The organism is Corynebacterium sp. HMSC076G08, from assembly GCF_001811515.1.
GTDB lineage: Bacteria > Actinomycetota > Actinomycetes > Mycobacteriales > Mycobacteriaceae > Corynebacterium > Corynebacterium hiratae.
In genome coordinates, this window is sequence record NZ_KV805086.1 from 30728 (window position 1) to 46911 (window position 16184).

Annotated in this window: 12 protein-coding genes; 4 read left to right on the plus strand and 8 right to left on the minus strand. The window is 62.3% G+C overall.

The genetic code is table 11. The features are described from left to right. Nucleotides 1-19: 19 nt before the first annotated feature. Complete coding sequence (locus HMPREF2806_RS11960; protein ID WP_070517820.1) at nucleotides 20-1486, plus strand: helix-turn-helix domain-containing protein; 1467 nt, start codon at nucleotides 20-22, stop codon at nucleotides 1484-1486. Nucleotides 1487-1550: 64 nt separating this feature from the next. On the opposite strand, the gene HMPREF2806_RS11965 is transcribed toward HMPREF2806_RS11960, so the two are convergent. From HMPREF2806_RS11965 to gabT (HMPREF2806_RS11980), 4 genes are all read right to left on the minus strand, one after another. Continuing rightward, nucleotides 1551-2861, minus strand: a complete 1311-nt coding sequence (locus HMPREF2806_RS11965; RefSeq protein ID WP_070517821.1) for a YkvI family membrane protein — start codon at nucleotides 2859-2861, stop codon at nucleotides 1551-1553. Nucleotides 2862-2960: 99 nt separating this feature from the next. Next, a complete protein-coding gene (locus HMPREF2806_RS11970; protein ID WP_046647717.1) occupies nucleotides 2961-3938 on the minus strand; it encodes an alpha/beta hydrolase in 978 nt (325 codons plus the stop codon). A gap of 14 nt (nucleotides 3939-3952) precedes the next feature. Continuing rightward, nucleotides 3953-5401 carry a flavin-containing monooxygenase gene (locus HMPREF2806_RS11975; protein ID WP_046647718.1) on the minus strand — a complete coding sequence of 483 codons (1449 nt, stop codon included), beginning with the start codon at nucleotides 5399-5401 and terminating at the stop codon, nucleotides 3953-3955. 36 nt (nucleotides 5402-5437) lie between these two features. Then, nucleotides 5438-6763 carry a 4-aminobutyrate--2-oxoglutarate transaminase gene (gene gabT, locus HMPREF2806_RS11980; RefSeq protein ID WP_046647719.1) on the minus strand — a complete coding sequence of 442 codons (1326 nt, stop codon included), beginning with the start codon at nucleotides 6761-6763 and terminating at the stop codon, nucleotides 5438-5440. Between the two features lie 165 nt (nucleotides 6764-6928). Here gabT (HMPREF2806_RS11980) and HMPREF2806_RS11985 point away from each other — a divergent pair, with 165 nt between their 5' ends. Next, nucleotides 6929-8401, plus strand: coding sequence for a helix-turn-helix domain-containing protein (locus HMPREF2806_RS11985; protein ID WP_232745465.1), 1473 nt, complete (start codon nucleotides 6929-6931; stop codon nucleotides 8399-8401). Between the two features lie 4 nt (nucleotides 8402-8405). Here the strand turns inward: HMPREF2806_RS11985 and HMPREF2806_RS11990 are convergent, their stop codons facing one another. Next, nucleotides 8406-9851 (minus strand): PucR family transcriptional regulator, encoded by a 1446-nt coding sequence (locus tag HMPREF2806_RS11990; RefSeq protein ID WP_070517822.1) that lies wholly within the window; start codon nucleotides 9849-9851, stop codon nucleotides 8406-8408. 117 nt (nucleotides 9852-9968) lie between these two features. Between HMPREF2806_RS11990 and gabT (HMPREF2806_RS11995) the strand changes: the two genes are divergently transcribed. Both gabT (HMPREF2806_RS11995) and HMPREF2806_RS12000 read left to right on the plus strand, forming a co-directional pair. Continuing rightward, nucleotides 9969-11297, plus strand: a complete 1329-nt coding sequence (gene gabT, locus HMPREF2806_RS11995) for a 4-aminobutyrate--2-oxoglutarate transaminase (RefSeq protein WP_046647721.1) — start codon at nucleotides 9969-9971, stop codon at nucleotides 11295-11297. 78 nt (nucleotides 11298-11375) lie between these two features. Next, on the plus strand, nucleotides 11376-12605 hold the full coding sequence (locus tag HMPREF2806_RS12000; RefSeq protein ID WP_070517823.1) for an aromatic amino acid transport family protein: 1230 nt from the start codon (nucleotides 11376-11378) through the stop codon (nucleotides 12603-12605). Between the two features lie 224 nt (nucleotides 12606-12829). Here HMPREF2806_RS12000 and HMPREF2806_RS12005 read toward each other — a convergent pair whose 3' ends face one another. The 3 genes from HMPREF2806_RS12005 to HMPREF2806_RS12015 form a co-directional block, all read right to left on the minus strand. Next, the gene (locus tag HMPREF2806_RS12005; RefSeq protein ID WP_070517824.1) at nucleotides 12830-13603 is read right to left on the minus strand and encodes a nuclear transport factor 2 family protein; all 774 of its coding nucleotides are present in this window, start codon (nucleotides 13601-13603) and stop codon (nucleotides 12830-12832) included. A 9-nt stretch (nucleotides 13604-13612) separates the two neighbouring features. Continuing rightward, on the minus strand, nucleotides 13613-14989 hold the full coding sequence (locus tag HMPREF2806_RS12010; protein WP_049156035.1) for an NAD-dependent succinate-semialdehyde dehydrogenase: 1377 nt from the start codon (nucleotides 14987-14989) through the stop codon (nucleotides 13613-13615). A gap of 150 nt (nucleotides 14990-15139) precedes the next feature. Further along, a complete protein-coding gene (locus HMPREF2806_RS12015) occupies nucleotides 15140-16180 on the minus strand; it encodes a histidinol-phosphate transaminase (protein WP_070517825.1) in 1041 nt (346 codons plus the stop codon). Nucleotides 16181-16184: the final 4 nt, after the last annotated feature.

The window sequence follows — 16184 nt, forward strand, 5'->3', positions numbered from 1 at the left end:
CTATTTTCCGGAGGGATAAGTGGCGTCACAAGATAATCCGGTGCTCCGGATCGCCGATCTCGTCGTGATGGAGCCGCGGCTGCGCCGCTTGAGCAGGGCGCTCGAGGATGAGAGTTTTGTGGGGCTGTGCGCCGAGGGCGATGGGGACGTGGCGGACTGGCTAGTCCTTCCCCGGCCGGAGGGAAACCCGCGCGCTATCCAGCGCCGGCTGGTCGACGCCGCCGGGGTCATCTTCCTCGACTCCGAGTTCGATGAGCAGGAAGTCCTGGACTCGGTGGAGGGAACCGGCGCCGTCCTGTACGGCACCGACGGGATCACGCGCCAAGATATCCGGCGCGCGGTGGATGAGCTTTTGCGGCGCCAGCCAAACCTGGCATCCTGGCGCAAGCTCAGCACCATCGGGCAATTAAGCCCCGGGTTGGTCAACCCGGCGCCGGAATCCGAGATCCTTGCGCGGTTTGCCAGGTTTAGTGGAGATTCCTTGCTGCTGTTGACCGTTGATGGCCGGGTTATTGCCGCCGCCGGCGAGTTGCCCGCGCGGAGTATCGCGCGTTCCCTGTCGGTGGTGATAAACCACAGCACCACGACCATGCACGTGGGGCGTTGGAAGGTCTTTGCCCGGTGGCTCGACATTGCTGGCGAAAGCCCCTCCTTCGACCACGGCTATTGGCTGATCCGCGGGCGGCAGACCAGTCAGGATGCAGACTTCGACGACCCCGCTTTCGCGGCGCTGGAGGAGCTGCTCACCGCTTCTCTGATGGCGCAGAGAAACATCCAGCGCAACCACGTCGCCGAATCGAGCGCGCTGATGGTGGCGTTGTGCGATGAGAATTCGAATAGAGAAGAAGTAGCCACCACGTTGCGCAGGCGAGGCTTTTCGGAGCATGCCAAGATGCGGCTCATTGTCTCCGATTCCGTCAAGGATTCCTACCGCAGCGATGTGCGCGACAAGGCCTTCGCCTTGGCCCAGGATGCGGGCGTGCCGCTGGTGCTGGGCTATGTGTCCGGCCGCACCTGCGTGTTGACTACCCACTCGGGAGCGGAGGGGAAGATCGCGGACGTGCTCTTCGGCTCCGTCGGGCTCTCTGCTCCCTTCGACACCGTCGAGGAAGGTCCGGCAGCGTGGCTCCAGGCCCTGCTTGCCGCCGTGGTGGTGGAACGCACGCATTCCTTGCACCTGCAGAGCCTGGAGTTTGCTCACTGCAGTGCCATCGAGAAGGCAGCGGCCTACCTGGGCCAGCGCGGCTTGGAGGACGCAGTGGGGGAGCTCGACCGCGCGATTGAGGGGATTAAGGATGGCGAAGAGATCTTTCGCGCCTATGAAGCTGAAAGCTTCTCCGTGGCCCGGGCCGCGAAGGCCGTGGGCGTGCACGCCAATACGGTCCGGCACCGGCTGGAAGCTCTGGAGGAACGGATCCGGTTCTCCGATGCGGATCTGGTTTTGTGGGCGCTGTGGAAAGCGCTGCGCCCCCGCATGCAGCGCTAGGCGGCTGGATGCGGGGGCACGGAGAAGGTGTGAGAGTAGAGAGTGAGAGGGGGAGTGGAGAGAACTACACCTTCTTCTTGCTGCGCGGGATGGGCTTGCCGGTGATCAGCGCGTGGAGCTTGCCGTCACCGATCTGCAGCTCTTCCGGAATGTCCTCGGAATCAACCTCGGTCATGATCTCCTTGATGAAGTCAGATTCCGGGATGGAGGAGTTGCGAGCGATGGCCACTAGCTCACGAGCCTCCTCATCGGAGAGGTGGTTGTCATTCTCAAAGCGCTTCTTGAGTAGCTCACGCGCGCGGCGGCGCAGATCGGCCTCAGATTGCAGGTCCTTGCGGTTCTTCAACCATGCGAAGCCGATGATGAACATGATGGCAATGCCCATGTATCCAAGAATCGGGTAGACCCAGCCGATGAGGTTGGAGAAGCCGATGAAGGAAAGCACGAAGCCGATGAGCACGGAGATGACATAGACCTTGTAGAAGTTCTGCGGCTTGCCGCGGGTGAGGCGCTTGGCAAAGGCATAGAACATACCAATCGCGGTGTTATAAATCATGCCGTAGATGGCGACGGACATGGCGATACCGAGCGTCGGGTGAATCTGCTCAATCATGGCCAGCGTTGGCATCTCGGCCTCGGTGATCGGGCCTACGGAGACGTAGAGACCGCCGACCAGGACCGCCAGCAGGAAGAGGAAGCATGCGCCGCCGAGAATGCCGCCGTAGCCCACCTCCTTGGCGTCGAGGAAGTTGCCGCCGATGACGATCATCATGGAGACCACCACGATGACGTTCAGTCCCAGGTTATTGATGGCGGAGACCCACCAGTTGGGCAGCGTCGTAGGAAGCTGCTGCGCCTGCTCATTGAGGTGTGACCAATCTGGGTTGGAGGTGAGCACGGTGTAGACCGTGCCGATGGTCAGCAAGACGATGATGAACGGGGTAATGGCGCCAATGGCGATGGTCACCTTGTCCACGTCGAGCAAACCCGTCAGCAGGGTGAGGACGAGCATGAGGACGGCGCCGATCCACACTGGCCAGCCCCATTGCTGGTTGAGGTTGGCGCCGGCACCGGCAAACATGGCGAAGCCGATGCAGAACAGACAGGTTAGCGTGGCGAAGTCGAGGATTTTCGACACGATGGGCGTGGACACGGCGTTAAAAACGGAGGTGTGCTCCTTGGCGCGGTGGTAAGAGCCCAACTGGAGGATCGTGATGCCGGAGATGGTCATGGCTAGCGCGGTAACGATGGCGCCGACGACGCCCATGTTGCCGAAAGCAACGAAGTATTGGAGGGCCTCGCGGCCCGAAGCGAAGGAGGCACCCGCGAGCACGCCGATGAAGGCCATCGCGATGCCGAATGAGCGTTTAAGCATGGTGAACCTAACTTTAGGTGGATAGAAATAGCTACTTATGCAAACGGGGCAGGCGGCCTGGGAAAGGTGCCTGCCCCGTGTGTGATGGAGCGGAAGCTTTTAGTTCGCTGCCGCCTTGATGAACTCGGCGATGCCAGCGAGCTCCTCCTCGCCGCGGTCAATGATCGCAGCAGAGGTAAACAGCCCGTGGTGGTAGCCCAGAAGGTGCTTGTGCGTGACGTCGACGCCTGCCTTGGCCAGCTTCCCGGCATACTCGATGCCCTCGTCCGCCAGCGGATCGTTGTCCACCGTGATGACGAGTGACGGGGGCAGGCCCTCCGGCAGCTCGTGCAGCAGCGGGGAGAGGTCCTTCGCCGTGCGCTGCGATTCCTCCGTAACGAAGGTATCGATGAACCAGCGCATGGTGTCAGAGGCCAGCGGGAAGCCCTCCTCCAGGCGCTTGTAGGAGGCACCGTTCTCGGTTCGCTCGCGGGAGCAATCCGTGATCGGGTAGAGCAGGATCTGGGAGCTGAGCTTGGCGACGCCCTCCTCACCCACGAACTCGTTCGCCATCACGGCGGCGAGCTGGCCGCCGGCCGAGTCGCCGGCTACCGAGATGGAGCTGACGGTCAGGCCATGCTCAGCCGAGGAGTCGGACAACCAGCGGTAGGCGGCGCGGCAATCGTCGATAGCCGCCGGGTAGGTGTGCTCCGGGGCAAGACGGTAGTCCACCGCCACAACCGGGAACCCGGTGAGCACCGCGATACGGCGTACCGAGGAGTCGTGGGTCTCCAGGTTGCCCATGAGCCAGCCACCGCCGTGCATGTAGAGCACCGCCGGGGTCTCCTGGCCGCGCTCCGCCTCCGGGCGGGGGTCGTAGAGGCGAACCTGAAACTCCTCGACCTGGAAGTCAGTAGTTGTCGGTTCCTTCTCTTCGTGGAGCGGGTTGGCGTGGGCCGAGGCTACGTAGTTCTCACGCACCTGCGGGATGGGGAAGTTATGGAAGGACTTCGCCCCACCATCGCGGAAAGGCTTCAGCGCCTTCCACGCATCCTCAGCGACGGGACGCCCGGAAAATTCGTCGTGCAGAGTGTGCATTGTGAAACTGCCTCCTAGACCAGCTCGTAGTCGTTGAGCTCGAGCTTGTCGGTGAGCTCGTAGTACTCAGCAACGTTGCCGGACCAGTTGTTGATGACGCGGCCTTCCTCGTTCTTGTACCAGGAGGAGCAGTCAGCGGAGAACGCAGATTCCTCAAGCTCCTTCTGGATGCGGGTGTTGAACTCGTCGATGACGTTCTTCTTCACATCCAGGGCTGCCTCCGGGTTCTCGCGCAGGTACGCAACGGCCTGGGAGATGTAGCGGTCCTGTGCCTCGAGCATGGCCACCACGGAGTGGTGGTTGAGGTTGGTGTTCGGGCCGTAGAGCATGAAGAAGTTCGGGAAGCCGTCCACGGTCATGCCCAGGTAAGCCTCCGGGGAGTTGCCCCAGCGCTCGCGCAGGTCGATGCCGTCGCGGCCAGCAATCGGCAGGTCACCCTGGAACTCCTGGGAGTAGAAGCCGGTGGCGTAGATGACGACGTCGAAGTCGTGCTCGGCACCGTCATCGGTGCGGATGCCGGTCTCGGTGAACTTCTCGATGCCAGCGGTGATGAGCTCTACGTTGTCGCGGTTGAAGGTGGGGTAGAAGTTATCGGAGCGCAGGATGCGCTTGCAGCCGAAGGCGAAGTTCGGGGTGAGCTTCTCCACCAGCTCCGGGTCGTTGACCTGGGAGCGCAGGTGCTCCATGGCCTGCTCGACACCCTCGGCAGCGGAATCGGTGCCCTTACGGGTGCGGTCGAAGCCTTCCTCGCGAACCTCGTGGATCTCCTGGCGGATAGCGCGGTAGGAATCCGGGTTCTCCTTGAACTCCTTGAGCTCTTCCTCGGTGAAGATGACCTGGTTGCGCGGCAGGATGTAGTTAGCGGAGCGCTGGAACACGGAGAGCTTCTCCGCAACCTCGGCGACCTCCGGAACCAGCTGAACTGCAGAAGCAGCGTTGCCGATGACGGCAACCTTCTTGCCGGCTAGGTCAACGTCGTGGTTCCACTCAGCGGAGTGGAACTGCACGCCCTGGAAAGCCTCGCGGTTCGGGAAGTTCGGGATCTTCGGCTTGGAGAGCTGGCCCCACGCGCCAACGAAGACGCGGCCGTAGTAGGTCTCGCCGTTAGCCTCGATCTCCCATGCCTTGAGGTCTTCCTTCCACTCGGCGCGGGTGATGCGGTGGTTGAACTTGATGTGGTCGTAGAGGTTGAATTCCTCGGCGAGAGCCTTGAGGTAGCCCTGCATCTCGTCCTGGCCGGCGAACATGCGGGAGACGCCGAGGTTGAGGAAGTAGGAGTAGCAGTAGATCAGAGCCTGGGTATCGCAAGCAGCGCCCGGGTAGGTGTTGTCGCGCCAGACGCCGCCGACCTCATCGGCAGCTTCGAGGATGAGGAAGTCCTTCTGCTCGTCGCGGACCAGCTGGGCGCCCATGCCCAGTCCGCCGTAGCCGGTGCCGAGGATGATGCAATCGTAGATCTTCATGGTGATGTGTCTCCTTTAAGACAGTGGTGGTTCGGATTAGTTTGCGCGGATGGCTTCGGCCAGGACCTGGAGGCCGTCGCGCAGGGTGGACTCGTTGATGACCAGCGGCGGCAGGAGGCGGATGACGTTGCCGTCCAGGCCGCAGGTGAGGATGAGCACGCCCTGCTCGCGGCAGGTCTTGGCCACCTTGGCGGTGAGGTCAGCGTTCGGCTGGTTGTTGTCATCGACCAGCTCGATGGCGATCATGGCGCCGCGGCCGCGGACCTCGGCGACGGTGGTGAGCTCAAGCAGCGGCTCCAGCTCCTCGCGGATGATGGCCTCGATCTCGCGGGCGCGGGAAGCCAGATCCAACTCCTCCATCTCCTCGAAGGCTGCCAGGGAAGCAGCACAGGCCACCGGGTTACCGGCGTAGGTGCCGCCCAGGGAGCCCGGGTCCGGGGCATCCATGATCTCGGCGCGGCCGGTCACAGCGGACAGCGGCATGCCGCCGCCCACGCCCTTGGCGGTGGTGATGAGGTCCGGGATGATGCCCTCGTCATCGCAGGCGAACCAGGAACCAGTGCGGCAGATGCCGGCCTGGATCTCATCGGCAATGAAGACGACGCCATTGTCGGTGCACCATTCCTGCAGTGCCGGGAGGAAGCCCTTGGCCGGCTCGACGAAGCCGCCCTCGCCCTGCACCGGCTCGATGATGACGGCAGCCAGCTCCTCGGTGCCGACGTACTGCTCGATGTAGCGCAGGGTGCGCGCTGCAGCCTGCTTGCCGTCGAGGCCGTCGCGCAGCGGGTAGGACATCGGCGCGCGGTAGATATCAGCGGCCAGGGTGCCAAAGCCCTGCTTGTAGGGCTTGTTCTTGGCGGTCATGGTCATGGTGAGGTTGGTGCGGCCGTGGAAGGCGCCGTCGAAGACCACGACGCGGTTCTTGCCGGTGTAGCGGCGAGCGATCTTGATGGCGTTCTCCACTGCCTCAGCGCCGGTGGAGAAGAGGCAGGTCTTCTTCTCGTGGGTGCCCGGGGTCAGCTCGTTGAGCTTCTTGCAGACATCAATGAAGCCCTGGTACGGAGCGTTGAGGAAGCAGGTGTGGGTGAGGTGGCTGGCGGCCTCGGCGACGGCCTTGGCAACGCGCTGGTTGGAAGCGCCGACGGAGGTCACGGCGATGCCGGATGCGAAGTCGACGATGGTGTTGCCGTCGACGTCGACAAGCACGCCACCGTCACCGTCGGTGATGTAGGAGGGGTAGCCCGGGATGACGCCAGCGGCGACGTCTGCTTCACGGGCGGCATTCAGCTCCTGGCTGCGGGGGCCAGGGATTGCGGTGGAGACATTCCGCTCCTGGGGGAGGCGGTGCTTGAGATCCTGCATGCTGTCTGCTCCTTAATACTCGGAATTTTTTATGACGTGGGTCATTCTGGCGGCTAGACTTCAGAAGGGCCATAGACAATCTGGTGAAAGAATGGTGAGAAATTGTCCACATTGGATAAGGGGGTAGCTGCCGGACTAGAAGAAGGAAACGTTTCTCTCAGATGGTTGGCTAGCCAACCCGATCTGGGGATTGACGTGCTGCACGATTGCGGGCGGCCGTTTTCCGTGATGCACCCCTGTGAACTGCGCGATCCCCGCGAGTTTGTGGGCTCGGGGGCTGTCATCCTGCTCACTGGTATGGCCTTTGAGGGGCAACCCGATCAGCTGGTGGAGTACGTTCGCAGGGTGGCCGCGGGGGGAGTGACGGGGGTGGGCTTCGGCGTTGGTTTAGCCTTCGCTGAGGTTCCACCCGGCATGGTGGAGGCCGCCCGGGACTGCGATATTTCACTCTTCACGGTGGCGCGGCGCGTGCCTTTCGTATCCGTGCTCGCGCGTTTGCACGACGAGTTGCAGCGCCAGCGGGAGGAAGGCTTGGAGCTCTTCATTGCCCAGCAGGGCGCGCTCAACGACGCCGCCGTGTCCGGCCTCGACGCCCTCGTGGACAAAACCAGCCGCCTGTTGGGCGCGCATACCTGCCTTGTAGATAAGGATGGGCGGGTCTTCGCGCAGTCGAGCCACCCCGGGCTCCCGCCGGTGGAGTGGGGCCCGGTGATTGCCGATACCCGCGCCCAGAACTTCTATGCCGCTCGCCGCGTGGGCGGGTGGAATGTCTTGGCCCAGCGCTTGGCCGACCACGGTGCGCGCTCCTTCGGGCTGCTGGCGGTGGCGCGTGAGAGTTTCGGTGTGAACGAGCGTGCGCTGCTCAAACAGGCCGCCGGCCTGGCGGAGCTCACCGTGAAGCGCCCGCAGGAGCTGCGGCGCACCCAAAACGAACTCAACTCCATGGCGATGGCCATTCAGTTGGGTATGGACCAGCCGGAGGATCCCATGCGCCGCATCTTCCGGCTCGTGGGCGATGCTCAGGGCCGCGTGCGTCCGGTCTTGGTGAAATCGGAGGGCGAGCGCGCCCACCAGCGCTTCCTCCACGCCTTGGACGCCCGCCTGCAGGATCACGGGCGCTTGCTTTTCGAATACACGCTGGATAAATCCTCTAGCCTCCTGCTTTTCAGAGGAAGCCGCACGATGAAGAACCTGCAGGATTTGTTGCGCGATATCCGCGGTAGCAAGCGCATCGTCGTGGGCCAGCCCATGCCGTGGGCCGAGCTGGGCGTGGGCATTGTCCGCGAACTAGAGTCCTTCGCTTTCGGGCTTCAGCCCGGGATGTTGGCGGGGCCAGAATCGCGGACGTTGAGCTGGACTAGGGATCCCAGGGTCAAGGGCGCGGTGCACAACCGCGCCGAAGAAACCTGGGGCAAGGTACGCGCTCACGACGCGGAGCACGGCACCGAGTTGGCGGAAACCCTGGAGGTCTACCTGCGTGCGGGCGGGCATGTGAGCCGAACCGCTGAGGAGCTTCAATCACACCGGCACACCGTGCGCAAGCGCATCGCGGACTTGGAGGATCTCCTCGAGGTAGATCTCAAGGACCCGCTCGTGGCGGCGGAGCTACTGATTCTCGGAGTGAGTGTTACGGACTGAAGCTCTAAGAGTCGATGCTGAGTAGGAGGAGTTCCGCGCGGGTGACGGGGTTGTTCAAGTCCACGCCGCAGAGTTGCTCGATCTTGTCCAAGCGGGCGCGCACGGTGTGGCGGTGAACCCCCAGCTCCGCCGCGGCGGTGGCCAGGTTGGCGTTACCCACGAGGAAGGCACGCAAGGTGGCGAGTAGCTCGGTGTTGTGCTGCGCATCGTGGGCGGCCAAGCGGCTGACCGTGGCCGCGCGCCGGGCGCCGAGGGCCTCCGAGACGCCGGGTTCCGCCAGCCAGGTAGGGGCAGCCGAATCGAAGGTCGCCACAGTACCGAGGGGCAGGCTGCGCGCGTGGCTCTGGAGGGAAGACAGCAGTGCTGGGTTCAGCTCCTGCCACGCAACACCCCGAAGGGCGGAGACGCGAAGGTAGCGCGACTGTTTCTTGAACAGGTGTGAGGTTGCGGTTCCCGGAGGAAGCATGAGAAGTGCAGAATCCTGTTCCGGGCGGACGAAGCTGTGCGGCTCGGCCTTGCCGATCTCACTCACTGTGCGCGCGAGGCGCGACGGGGTCGAGGCCGTGACATAGAGAACATCCACGAGATCGTGGCTATCAATCAAGTGAAAGGCCGCGTGCAGGGCGGGGGAGTCAACGCCGGCGAGCTGGGCATCAAGCGCTAGCGCCCCGAGAATAGCGTGGTTATTGCCATCGGGGTGATCAAGCAGCAGGCTGGCCAGACCCGAAAGATGCCGGATGAGCGCGCGCGAATAAGAATCGAACTTCTCCGAGCGCCTGGCAGCGACGGCCCAACGCCGGCCCGCGGAGCCGAAGGTGTTGGTGATGGTGGCGCCCGTGCTTGTCGACGTCCCCGTACCCCGCCCTGCCTGTTCCGCGGCCTCCACCGCGGCGTCGGCCGCACTGAGCCGGCCGCGATCGCTGCGGCTGAGCACCGCTCCGGAGGAACTAGCTACCGCTACAGCGGCGCTGAGTTGATTGCTCGCTTCATCGATGAGCGCTTGGATGCCCGACACAGCTGCGTGATTGAGGCGCTCTTGTTGGCGGTGGAAGGTGAAGTGCGCATTGTTTTCGAGGCGCGCTTGTTCCTGGGCTACCGCAGTAGTGATGGACACGAAGCGGGTGGCGCGCGGAATCTCAAAAAGGGTGAGGTGGTGCTGGGAACAAGCACGGGTCAGCACGGGTGGTACCTCGGCGAAGGCGAGTCCGGTACCGAAACCAATGCCGTGTACCCCGGCTGCGGCGAGGGCGGCGGCATAGTGCTCGAAGCCTTCCGGGTCGTCGCGGAAAACGAGCCCCAGAGTGAGCATGAGCGCGCCGGGGGAAGTGAACTCGGTGGGGTCCGCGAGCTCTGAAGCGTGGATGGTGCTGAACGCGGGTTTGCCCTCAACGAGCGGGCGCAGGTTCAGCGAGTGCTGGTTGGTGAGCCAGCGGAAGGAAATCTCACTCATGGTGGACAGGCTACACAGTTGTGGGCTCAAAATTTATACACCCTGTCGATAGTGCCGCAAGGGTGGTAGGGGCCACACTAAGTGGCATCCTATTCATCCCAACACAAAAGGAAGACCATGCAGGAACTTCAGTACCACATTGAGCAGTCCCGCCACCTGGGCCAGCAGGTCCCGGGTCCGAAGAGCGCCGCCCTGGATGAGCGTCGCAAGAATGCCCTTCCCGCGGGCATGGCGCCCTCGCTTCCGGGCTACGTGGTGGACGCGGATGGCGGCATTCTTGCCGATGCTGACGGCAACCGCTTCATCGACCTTGCCTCCGGCATCGCCGTGACTTCTGCCGGCGCTTCTAACCCGGCCGTCGTGGCCGCGGTGCAGGAAGCTGTTGCACACTTCACCCACACCTCCTTCACCATTTCCCCGTACGAGTCCTACGTGGCCGTGGCAGAAAAACTCAACGAGGTCACCCCGGGTGATCACCCGAAAAAGACCGCGCTGTTCAACTCCGGCGCAGAGGCCGTTGAGAACGCCGTGAAGATTGCCCGTAACTACACCGGCAAGCGCGGCGTTGTCGTCATGGACCGCGCCTTCCATGGACGCACCAACCTGACCATGGCGATGACCGCCAAGCAGTCGCCCTACAAGAATGGCTTCGGTCCCTTCGCGCCGGAGATCTACCGCGCCCCGATGTCCTACCCGCTGCGTGACGGCCTGAGCGGCGCCGAGGCTGCCAAGAAGACCATCACCATGATTGAGCAGGAAGTCGGCGCAGCCAACCTGGCCTGCGTTGTCGCTGAGCCGATCCAGGGCGAGGGCGGTTTCGTCGTCCCTGCCGAGGGCTACCTCACAGCAATCCAGAAGTGGTGCAACGACAACGACGTGGTCTTCATCGTCGACGAGATCCAGGCAGGCATGATGCGCACCGGTACCTGGTTCGCCTCCGATCATGAGGGCATCGTTCCGGACATGGTGACCATTGCGAAGGGCATTGCCTCCGGCATGCCGCTGTCCGCAGTGACCGGCCGTGCGGAGATCATGGATGCTCCGCAGCCGGGCGGCCTGGGCGGTACCTACACGGGTAACCCGGTGGCTTGTGCTGCTGCGCTGGCAACCTTCAAGGAGTTCGAGGAGAAGGACTTCGGTGCACGTGCCCAGAACCTGGAGAAGATTGCCCGCGAGGAGCTGGAACCCATCCTGGGCGATGAGCGCGTAGCAGAGTTCCGCGGCCGCGGCGCCATGCTCGCCCTCGAATTCGTTACCGCTGAGGGTGAGCCGGATGCTGAGCTGGTGCACAAGATTGTCGACGCCGCCAAGGCCGAGGGCGTGCTCATGCTCACCTGCGGCCTCGACCACAACGTCATCCGCTTCCTGCCCTCCCTGGCTATCCCGGAAGACCTGTGGCGTGAGGCGCTGCAGGTCGTCGTCAAGCAGTTCAACGAGTACAAGTAAGGCGACTGTAGTTCTCACCCGGCGATGGCCGGGTGAGTTCACGTTTTAATAGCCATTTAAAAGTCATCGGAGAAGTCTTTGTCCAACAACATTTCTGTGCCGCAGAAGGATGAATCCACGAAGGAATTCAAGCCCGCGCTGTCCTTCGTGCAGGGCATCGCCCTCATCTTCGGCACCAACATCGGTGCTGGAGTCCTCTCTATTCCTTATGCCGCCCGCAACGGAGGGTTCCTCGCACTCGTTATCGCTTTGCTGATAGCAGGCACCCTCACGACCATTTCCATGCTGTACGTGGCGGAGACAGCCATGCGCACCAAGGCGCCGCTGCAGGTTTCCGGATTGGCGGAGCATTACCTAGGGCAGTGGGGCCGCTGGTTGGTTTTCGTGGCCATCATCGTCAACGGCATCGGCGCGCTGATTGCCTATGCTGCTGGTTCGGGTGACTTGATCAACAACATCTTCGGGTTGCCGCCGCTACTCGGCACGCTGATCTTCTTCGGCTTCGGTTCGTGGGTGATGTACCGCGGCCTGCACACCACGGGTGCAGCTGAGGGAGCCATCACTGCCGGTATGGCGATCATTATCGCGGTGCTGTGTGGATGGACAATCCTGGGACCGGGTATCAAGGCTGAGAACCTGCTGGTTCTTCATCCCTTCTTCATCGTCCCGATTCTGAACCTCGCGGTGTTCTCCTTCCTGGCGCAGTATGTGGTTCCGGAGCTGGTACAAGGAATGGACCCGGCTAAGCCGCAGCAGACCGCGCGGGCAATTGTGCTCGGCATGGTGGTGACGGGCTTTACCTTGGCGTTGGTTCCTTTTGCCGCCCTTGGTCTGCTTGGCATGGAGGTCACCGAGGTGGTGACCATTGCCTGGGGTGAGGCACTGGGTCCGGTGGCCTACTACTTGGCCAATATCTTTGCGCTGGCGGCCATGCTGACGTCGTTCTTGGCGATTGGTTTTACCACCATGCGCAACGTCCTCGACATCTTCCACTGGGAAGGCGTGAAGGGACAGCGCATCGTGGCAGTGGCGCTGACGGTTGTTCCGCCATTGGTGATTTCCATTGCTGGCCTCGGCGGTTTCGTTGCGGCATTGTCCTATGCCGGTGGCTTCGCAGGCGCCATCATGTCCGTCATCCCGGTGATGCTGCTGCACGCCTCCCGTAAGAAGGGCGACCGCGACCCGGGCTGGAACGTGGGCGGACTCGCACACCCGGTAATCCAAGGAACCATCATCGTGGTTTATGTCTTGGCCTTCATCTACTCGATCATTTCCATCCTCGGGTTGGTGCCGGCAGGCTGGGCTTAGAGCCAGCTTTAGATGCGGCACTTTTAGACGCGACGAACTCGCCTAGTTGCCAAAGTTCGGGCCAGATCTTGAGTCAGGAGCGAGGGTTTTGGCAGAACGGGCAGTTTCGGCCCGGACCTGGTTCCAGATCGCGCCGAAAACACGAAAAGGCTGGGCTGCTCCCCGTATCAAGGAGCGGCCCAGCCTTTCGGCGTGCGGCCTAGGTTTGCAACCTAGGTTATGGCCTAGAAGATGCCGTGCTTATGAAGCGCCTCGTCATCGGAGGGGACCTCAGAAATGGCATCCCACATTTCGACGAGCTTGCCGTCCTCGACGCGCCACAGCTCGCAATAGGAATGGCGCGCACCAGCGATGCTGCCTTCGGAATGGGTCAGAACGAACTGTCCTTGTGCAACTGTGCGGTGGATGCGCTCATACTCCAGACCTTCGCCATCTTCCTGCAGCTTGGTGAGGAAATCGACGCAGTTTTGGGCGCCGTCGGCGATATCAGGGGAATGCTGGGCAAATTGATCATCGCGGGTGTTGTCGATGAAACCGGAGTAGTCACCGCCGATGAGAGAGCGGGTGAAGAACTCGATGACGAACTCTCGGTTCTGCTCGGTGAGGCTCTCATCACCGATCTCGGTAGCGCCATCGAGCTGCGTGCGGCCGCTTGCGTTCGGTTCCGCAAGGGGAACGAGGTTGTCCCAGTGCTCGACAATCTTGTCGCCCTCGACGCGGTAGATATCGAAACCAACGAACGGCTCATCCTCGATGCCGTCGAAGCGACCATGTAAAGCGACGAGGCCGTTGGCTTCGTCGGCAATCACCCGGGCGTTGGTGTACTTCAGACCCTCGCCCAGATCCGTGACAAACTTCTTGAGACCTTCTGCATCATTAGCGATGAGGGGAGAGTGCTCCACGAAGTTGTCGGCGAAGTGCTTGTCCAGGACGGAGGTATCGTGGCCGTCGAAAAGCGCGGTGTGGACCTCGAGAACGAAGTTTCCTAGTGACGTCATGGGATCTCCTTAGTTGGCCACGAAGTAGGTGCGCTTGTTGACAAACTCATCCATGCCGTAGGGGCCCAGCTCGCGGCCGTAACCGGAGTTCTTCACACCACCGAAGGGGACCTCGGCGCCCTCCGCCGCGTAGGTGTTGACGTTGGACATGCCGACCTCCAGGCGCTGGGCAATCTTCTCAGCGCGCTCGACGTCCTTGGAGAAGACGCAACCGCCCAGGCCGTACTGGGTGTCGTTGGCCAGCTCGAGAGCCTCGTCGTCGCTGCTGACCTTGAACACGGTCGCCACGGGGCCGAAGAGTTCTTCGTAGTAGACATCAGAGCCAACCGGGACATCGGTCAGCACGGCGGGGCTGAAGTAGGAAGACTTCTCATCCGCCAGCTCACCGCCGACGTGCAGGGTGGCGCCGGCGGCCACGATGCGGTCGATCTGATCCTTGAGGTTTTCTGCCGCGCTGCGCGAAGACAACGGGGTGTAGACGGTTTCGGAAGCCTCCTGCGGGGTACCAGGCTTCATAGCCTTTGCGAGCTCGACCAGCTCAGCGACGAACTCGTCGTAGATATCGTCCATCACGATCAGGCGCTTGTTGGAGTTACACGCCTGGCCGGTGTTGTACATGCGGGTCTCCCACGCGTCCTTGGCTGCCTGCTTGACGTCATCGGTGTCGAGGATGACGTACGGGTCGGAGCCACCGAGCTCGAGAACTGCCTTCTTGAGGTTCTTCGCAGCCAGAGAGCCCACCGCAGCACCAGCGCGCTCGGAGCCGGTGAGGGACACACCGCGCAGCTCCTTGTGCTCGATGATCTTCTCTGCCTGCTCGTGGGTAGCGAAGACGTTGGTGTAGACGCCCTTGGGAACACCGGCATCATCCATGATCTTTTGGATGGCAAGCGCGGAGCGCGGGCAGATGGTGGCGTGCTTCAAGACGATGGTGTTGCCCAGCATCAGATTCGGGGCGGCGAAGCGCGCGACCTGGTAGTAGGGGAAGTTCCACGGCATGATGCCCAGCAGAGCGCCGATGGGGCGGCGCTGAATGTAGCCCTTGCCGTCCATCTCGACGGGGATTTCCTCGTCGGCGGCGAACTTGGGGCCGTTGTCGGCGTAGTAGCTAAAGATAGCGCCGCTGAACTCAGCCTCCTCGACGCCCTCGGAGATCGGCTTGCCCATTTCGGTAGCGATGATCTCTGCGAGCTCATCCTTGCGCTCTTCGAAGAGCTCGGCAACGCGTGTGACTACCTTGGCGCGCTCCTCGATCGGGGTCTCGCGCCAGCTGAGGAATGCCTCGTGCGCGGAGTCGACAGCGGCCAGGACCTCCTGGTCAGTAGCGTGATCAAAAGTCTCGAGAACCTCACCGGTAGCGGGGTTTTCTACGCGAAATCCGGACATTGCTTCATCCTCCAATGATTGAAGTGTGTATGGTTGCGTCCCATTATGGGGTTGTATGTGACTTATTGCAAGGTCCTTGCGTTTTATGTCATTTGTCTCAGTATGGGCTTATGGGGCACTTGGGCTGAGGGGGTGAAAGGAGGAGGCCACCTAGCCCCGCCAAGGTTGAATCCCCGCGCGGCGCCAGGCTTCCAAGAACTGGGTGGTTTCTGCTTCATCGGTGATGGACACGCGCACACCCTCATCGAGGTAGCGGCGGATGACCACGCCTTCATCGAGCATTTTCGTCTCCACCTCTTCGGCATCTGGGCGCGGCAGCCAGACGAAATTGCCATAGGACTTCTCGGCTCCCAGTTCTGCGCAGACGCGGTCGCGTTGTGCTTTGGTGATCTCGACGGCGTCGTCAAGCTCGTCGTGGCGCTTGAGCACCTCCACGGCGGCAGTTTCTGCCATGGCGGTCACCGTCAGCGGTAGGGAGAGCAGCCGCAGCGCGTTGATGATCTCTTCGCCTGCCACCGCGTAGCCCACGCGCATGCCGGCCAAACCCCAGGCCTTGGAGAAGGTGCGCACGCCCAGCAGGTTGGGGTAGCGCTGGTATTCCTCCACCGAATCCGGGGTATCGGGTGCGTCGTTGTATTCCCAGTAAGCCTCATCCAACAGCACGACGACGTCCTTGGGTACCTGGTCCATGAAGGCGCGGAATTCACCGCGCGTGATGACGGTGCCCGTCGGGTTGTTGGGGTTGCACAGGATGATGAGCTTGGTCTTCTCCGTCAGGGCGGCAAGGACTGCCTCCAAATCGACGCGGTAATCCTCCGTGAGCGGGACCAGAATCGGTTCCGCGCCGGCCATGCGCACGTAGAGGGGGTAAGCCTCAAAGCTGCGCCAAGGCACGATGACCTCATCGCCGGTGTGGCAGGACGCCAAGATGGTGGCCTGCAGGATGGGCGTGGAGCCCGCAGAGACGAAGATGTGATCCGCCGGAACCCCCAGGTAATTGCACAAGGCGTTGGTGAGCTCCAGGCTGCCGGGCTGCTGGTAGCGGTTGGTGGTGCGGGCGGCGTCGGCAACCGCGGCAATGATGTCCTCGGCAGGCGGGAAGGGGACCTCATTGGAGGAGAGTTTCAAGGCATTGGGGAAATCCTTGCCTACCTTGTACTCGGGGAAGCTTGAGAGATCACTACGAAGCATAATC

Excerpts from the sequence above, each read along its gene's own strand:
- HMPREF2806_RS12015 (WP_070517825.1), bottom strand. The coding sequence starts at position 16,180 with ATGCTTCGTAGTGATCTCTCAAGCTTCCCCGAGTACAAGGTAGGCAAG.
- gabT (WP_046647721.1), top strand. The coding sequence starts at position 9,969 with ATGCAGGAACTTCAGTACCACATTGAGCAGTCCCGCCACCTGGGCCAG.
- HMPREF2806_RS12005 (WP_070517824.1), bottom strand. The coding sequence starts at position 13,603 with ATGACGTCACTAGGAAACTTCGTTCTCGAGGTCCACACCGCGCTTTTC.
- HMPREF2806_RS11990 (WP_070517822.1), bottom strand. The coding sequence starts at position 9,851 with ATGAGTGAGATTTCCTTCCGCTGGCTCACCAACCAGCACTCGCTGAAC.
- HMPREF2806_RS11970 (WP_046647717.1), bottom strand. The coding sequence starts at position 3,938 with ATGCACACTCTGCACGACGAATTTTCCGGGCGTCCCGTCGCTGAGGAT.
- HMPREF2806_RS11965 (WP_070517821.1), bottom strand. The coding sequence starts at position 2,861 with ATGCTTAAACGCTCATTCGGCATCGCGATGGCCTTCATCGGCGTGCTC.
- HMPREF2806_RS12010 (WP_049156035.1), bottom strand. The coding sequence starts at position 14,989 with ATGTCCGGATTTCGCGTAGAAAACCCCGCTACCGGTGAGGTTCTCGAG.
- HMPREF2806_RS11975 (WP_046647718.1), bottom strand. The coding sequence starts at position 5,401 with ATGAAGATCTACGATTGCATCATCCTCGGCACCGGCTACGGCGGACTG.
- gabT (WP_046647719.1), bottom strand. The coding sequence starts at position 6,763 with ATGCAGGATCTCAAGCACCGCCTCCCCCAGGAGCGGAATGTCTCCACC.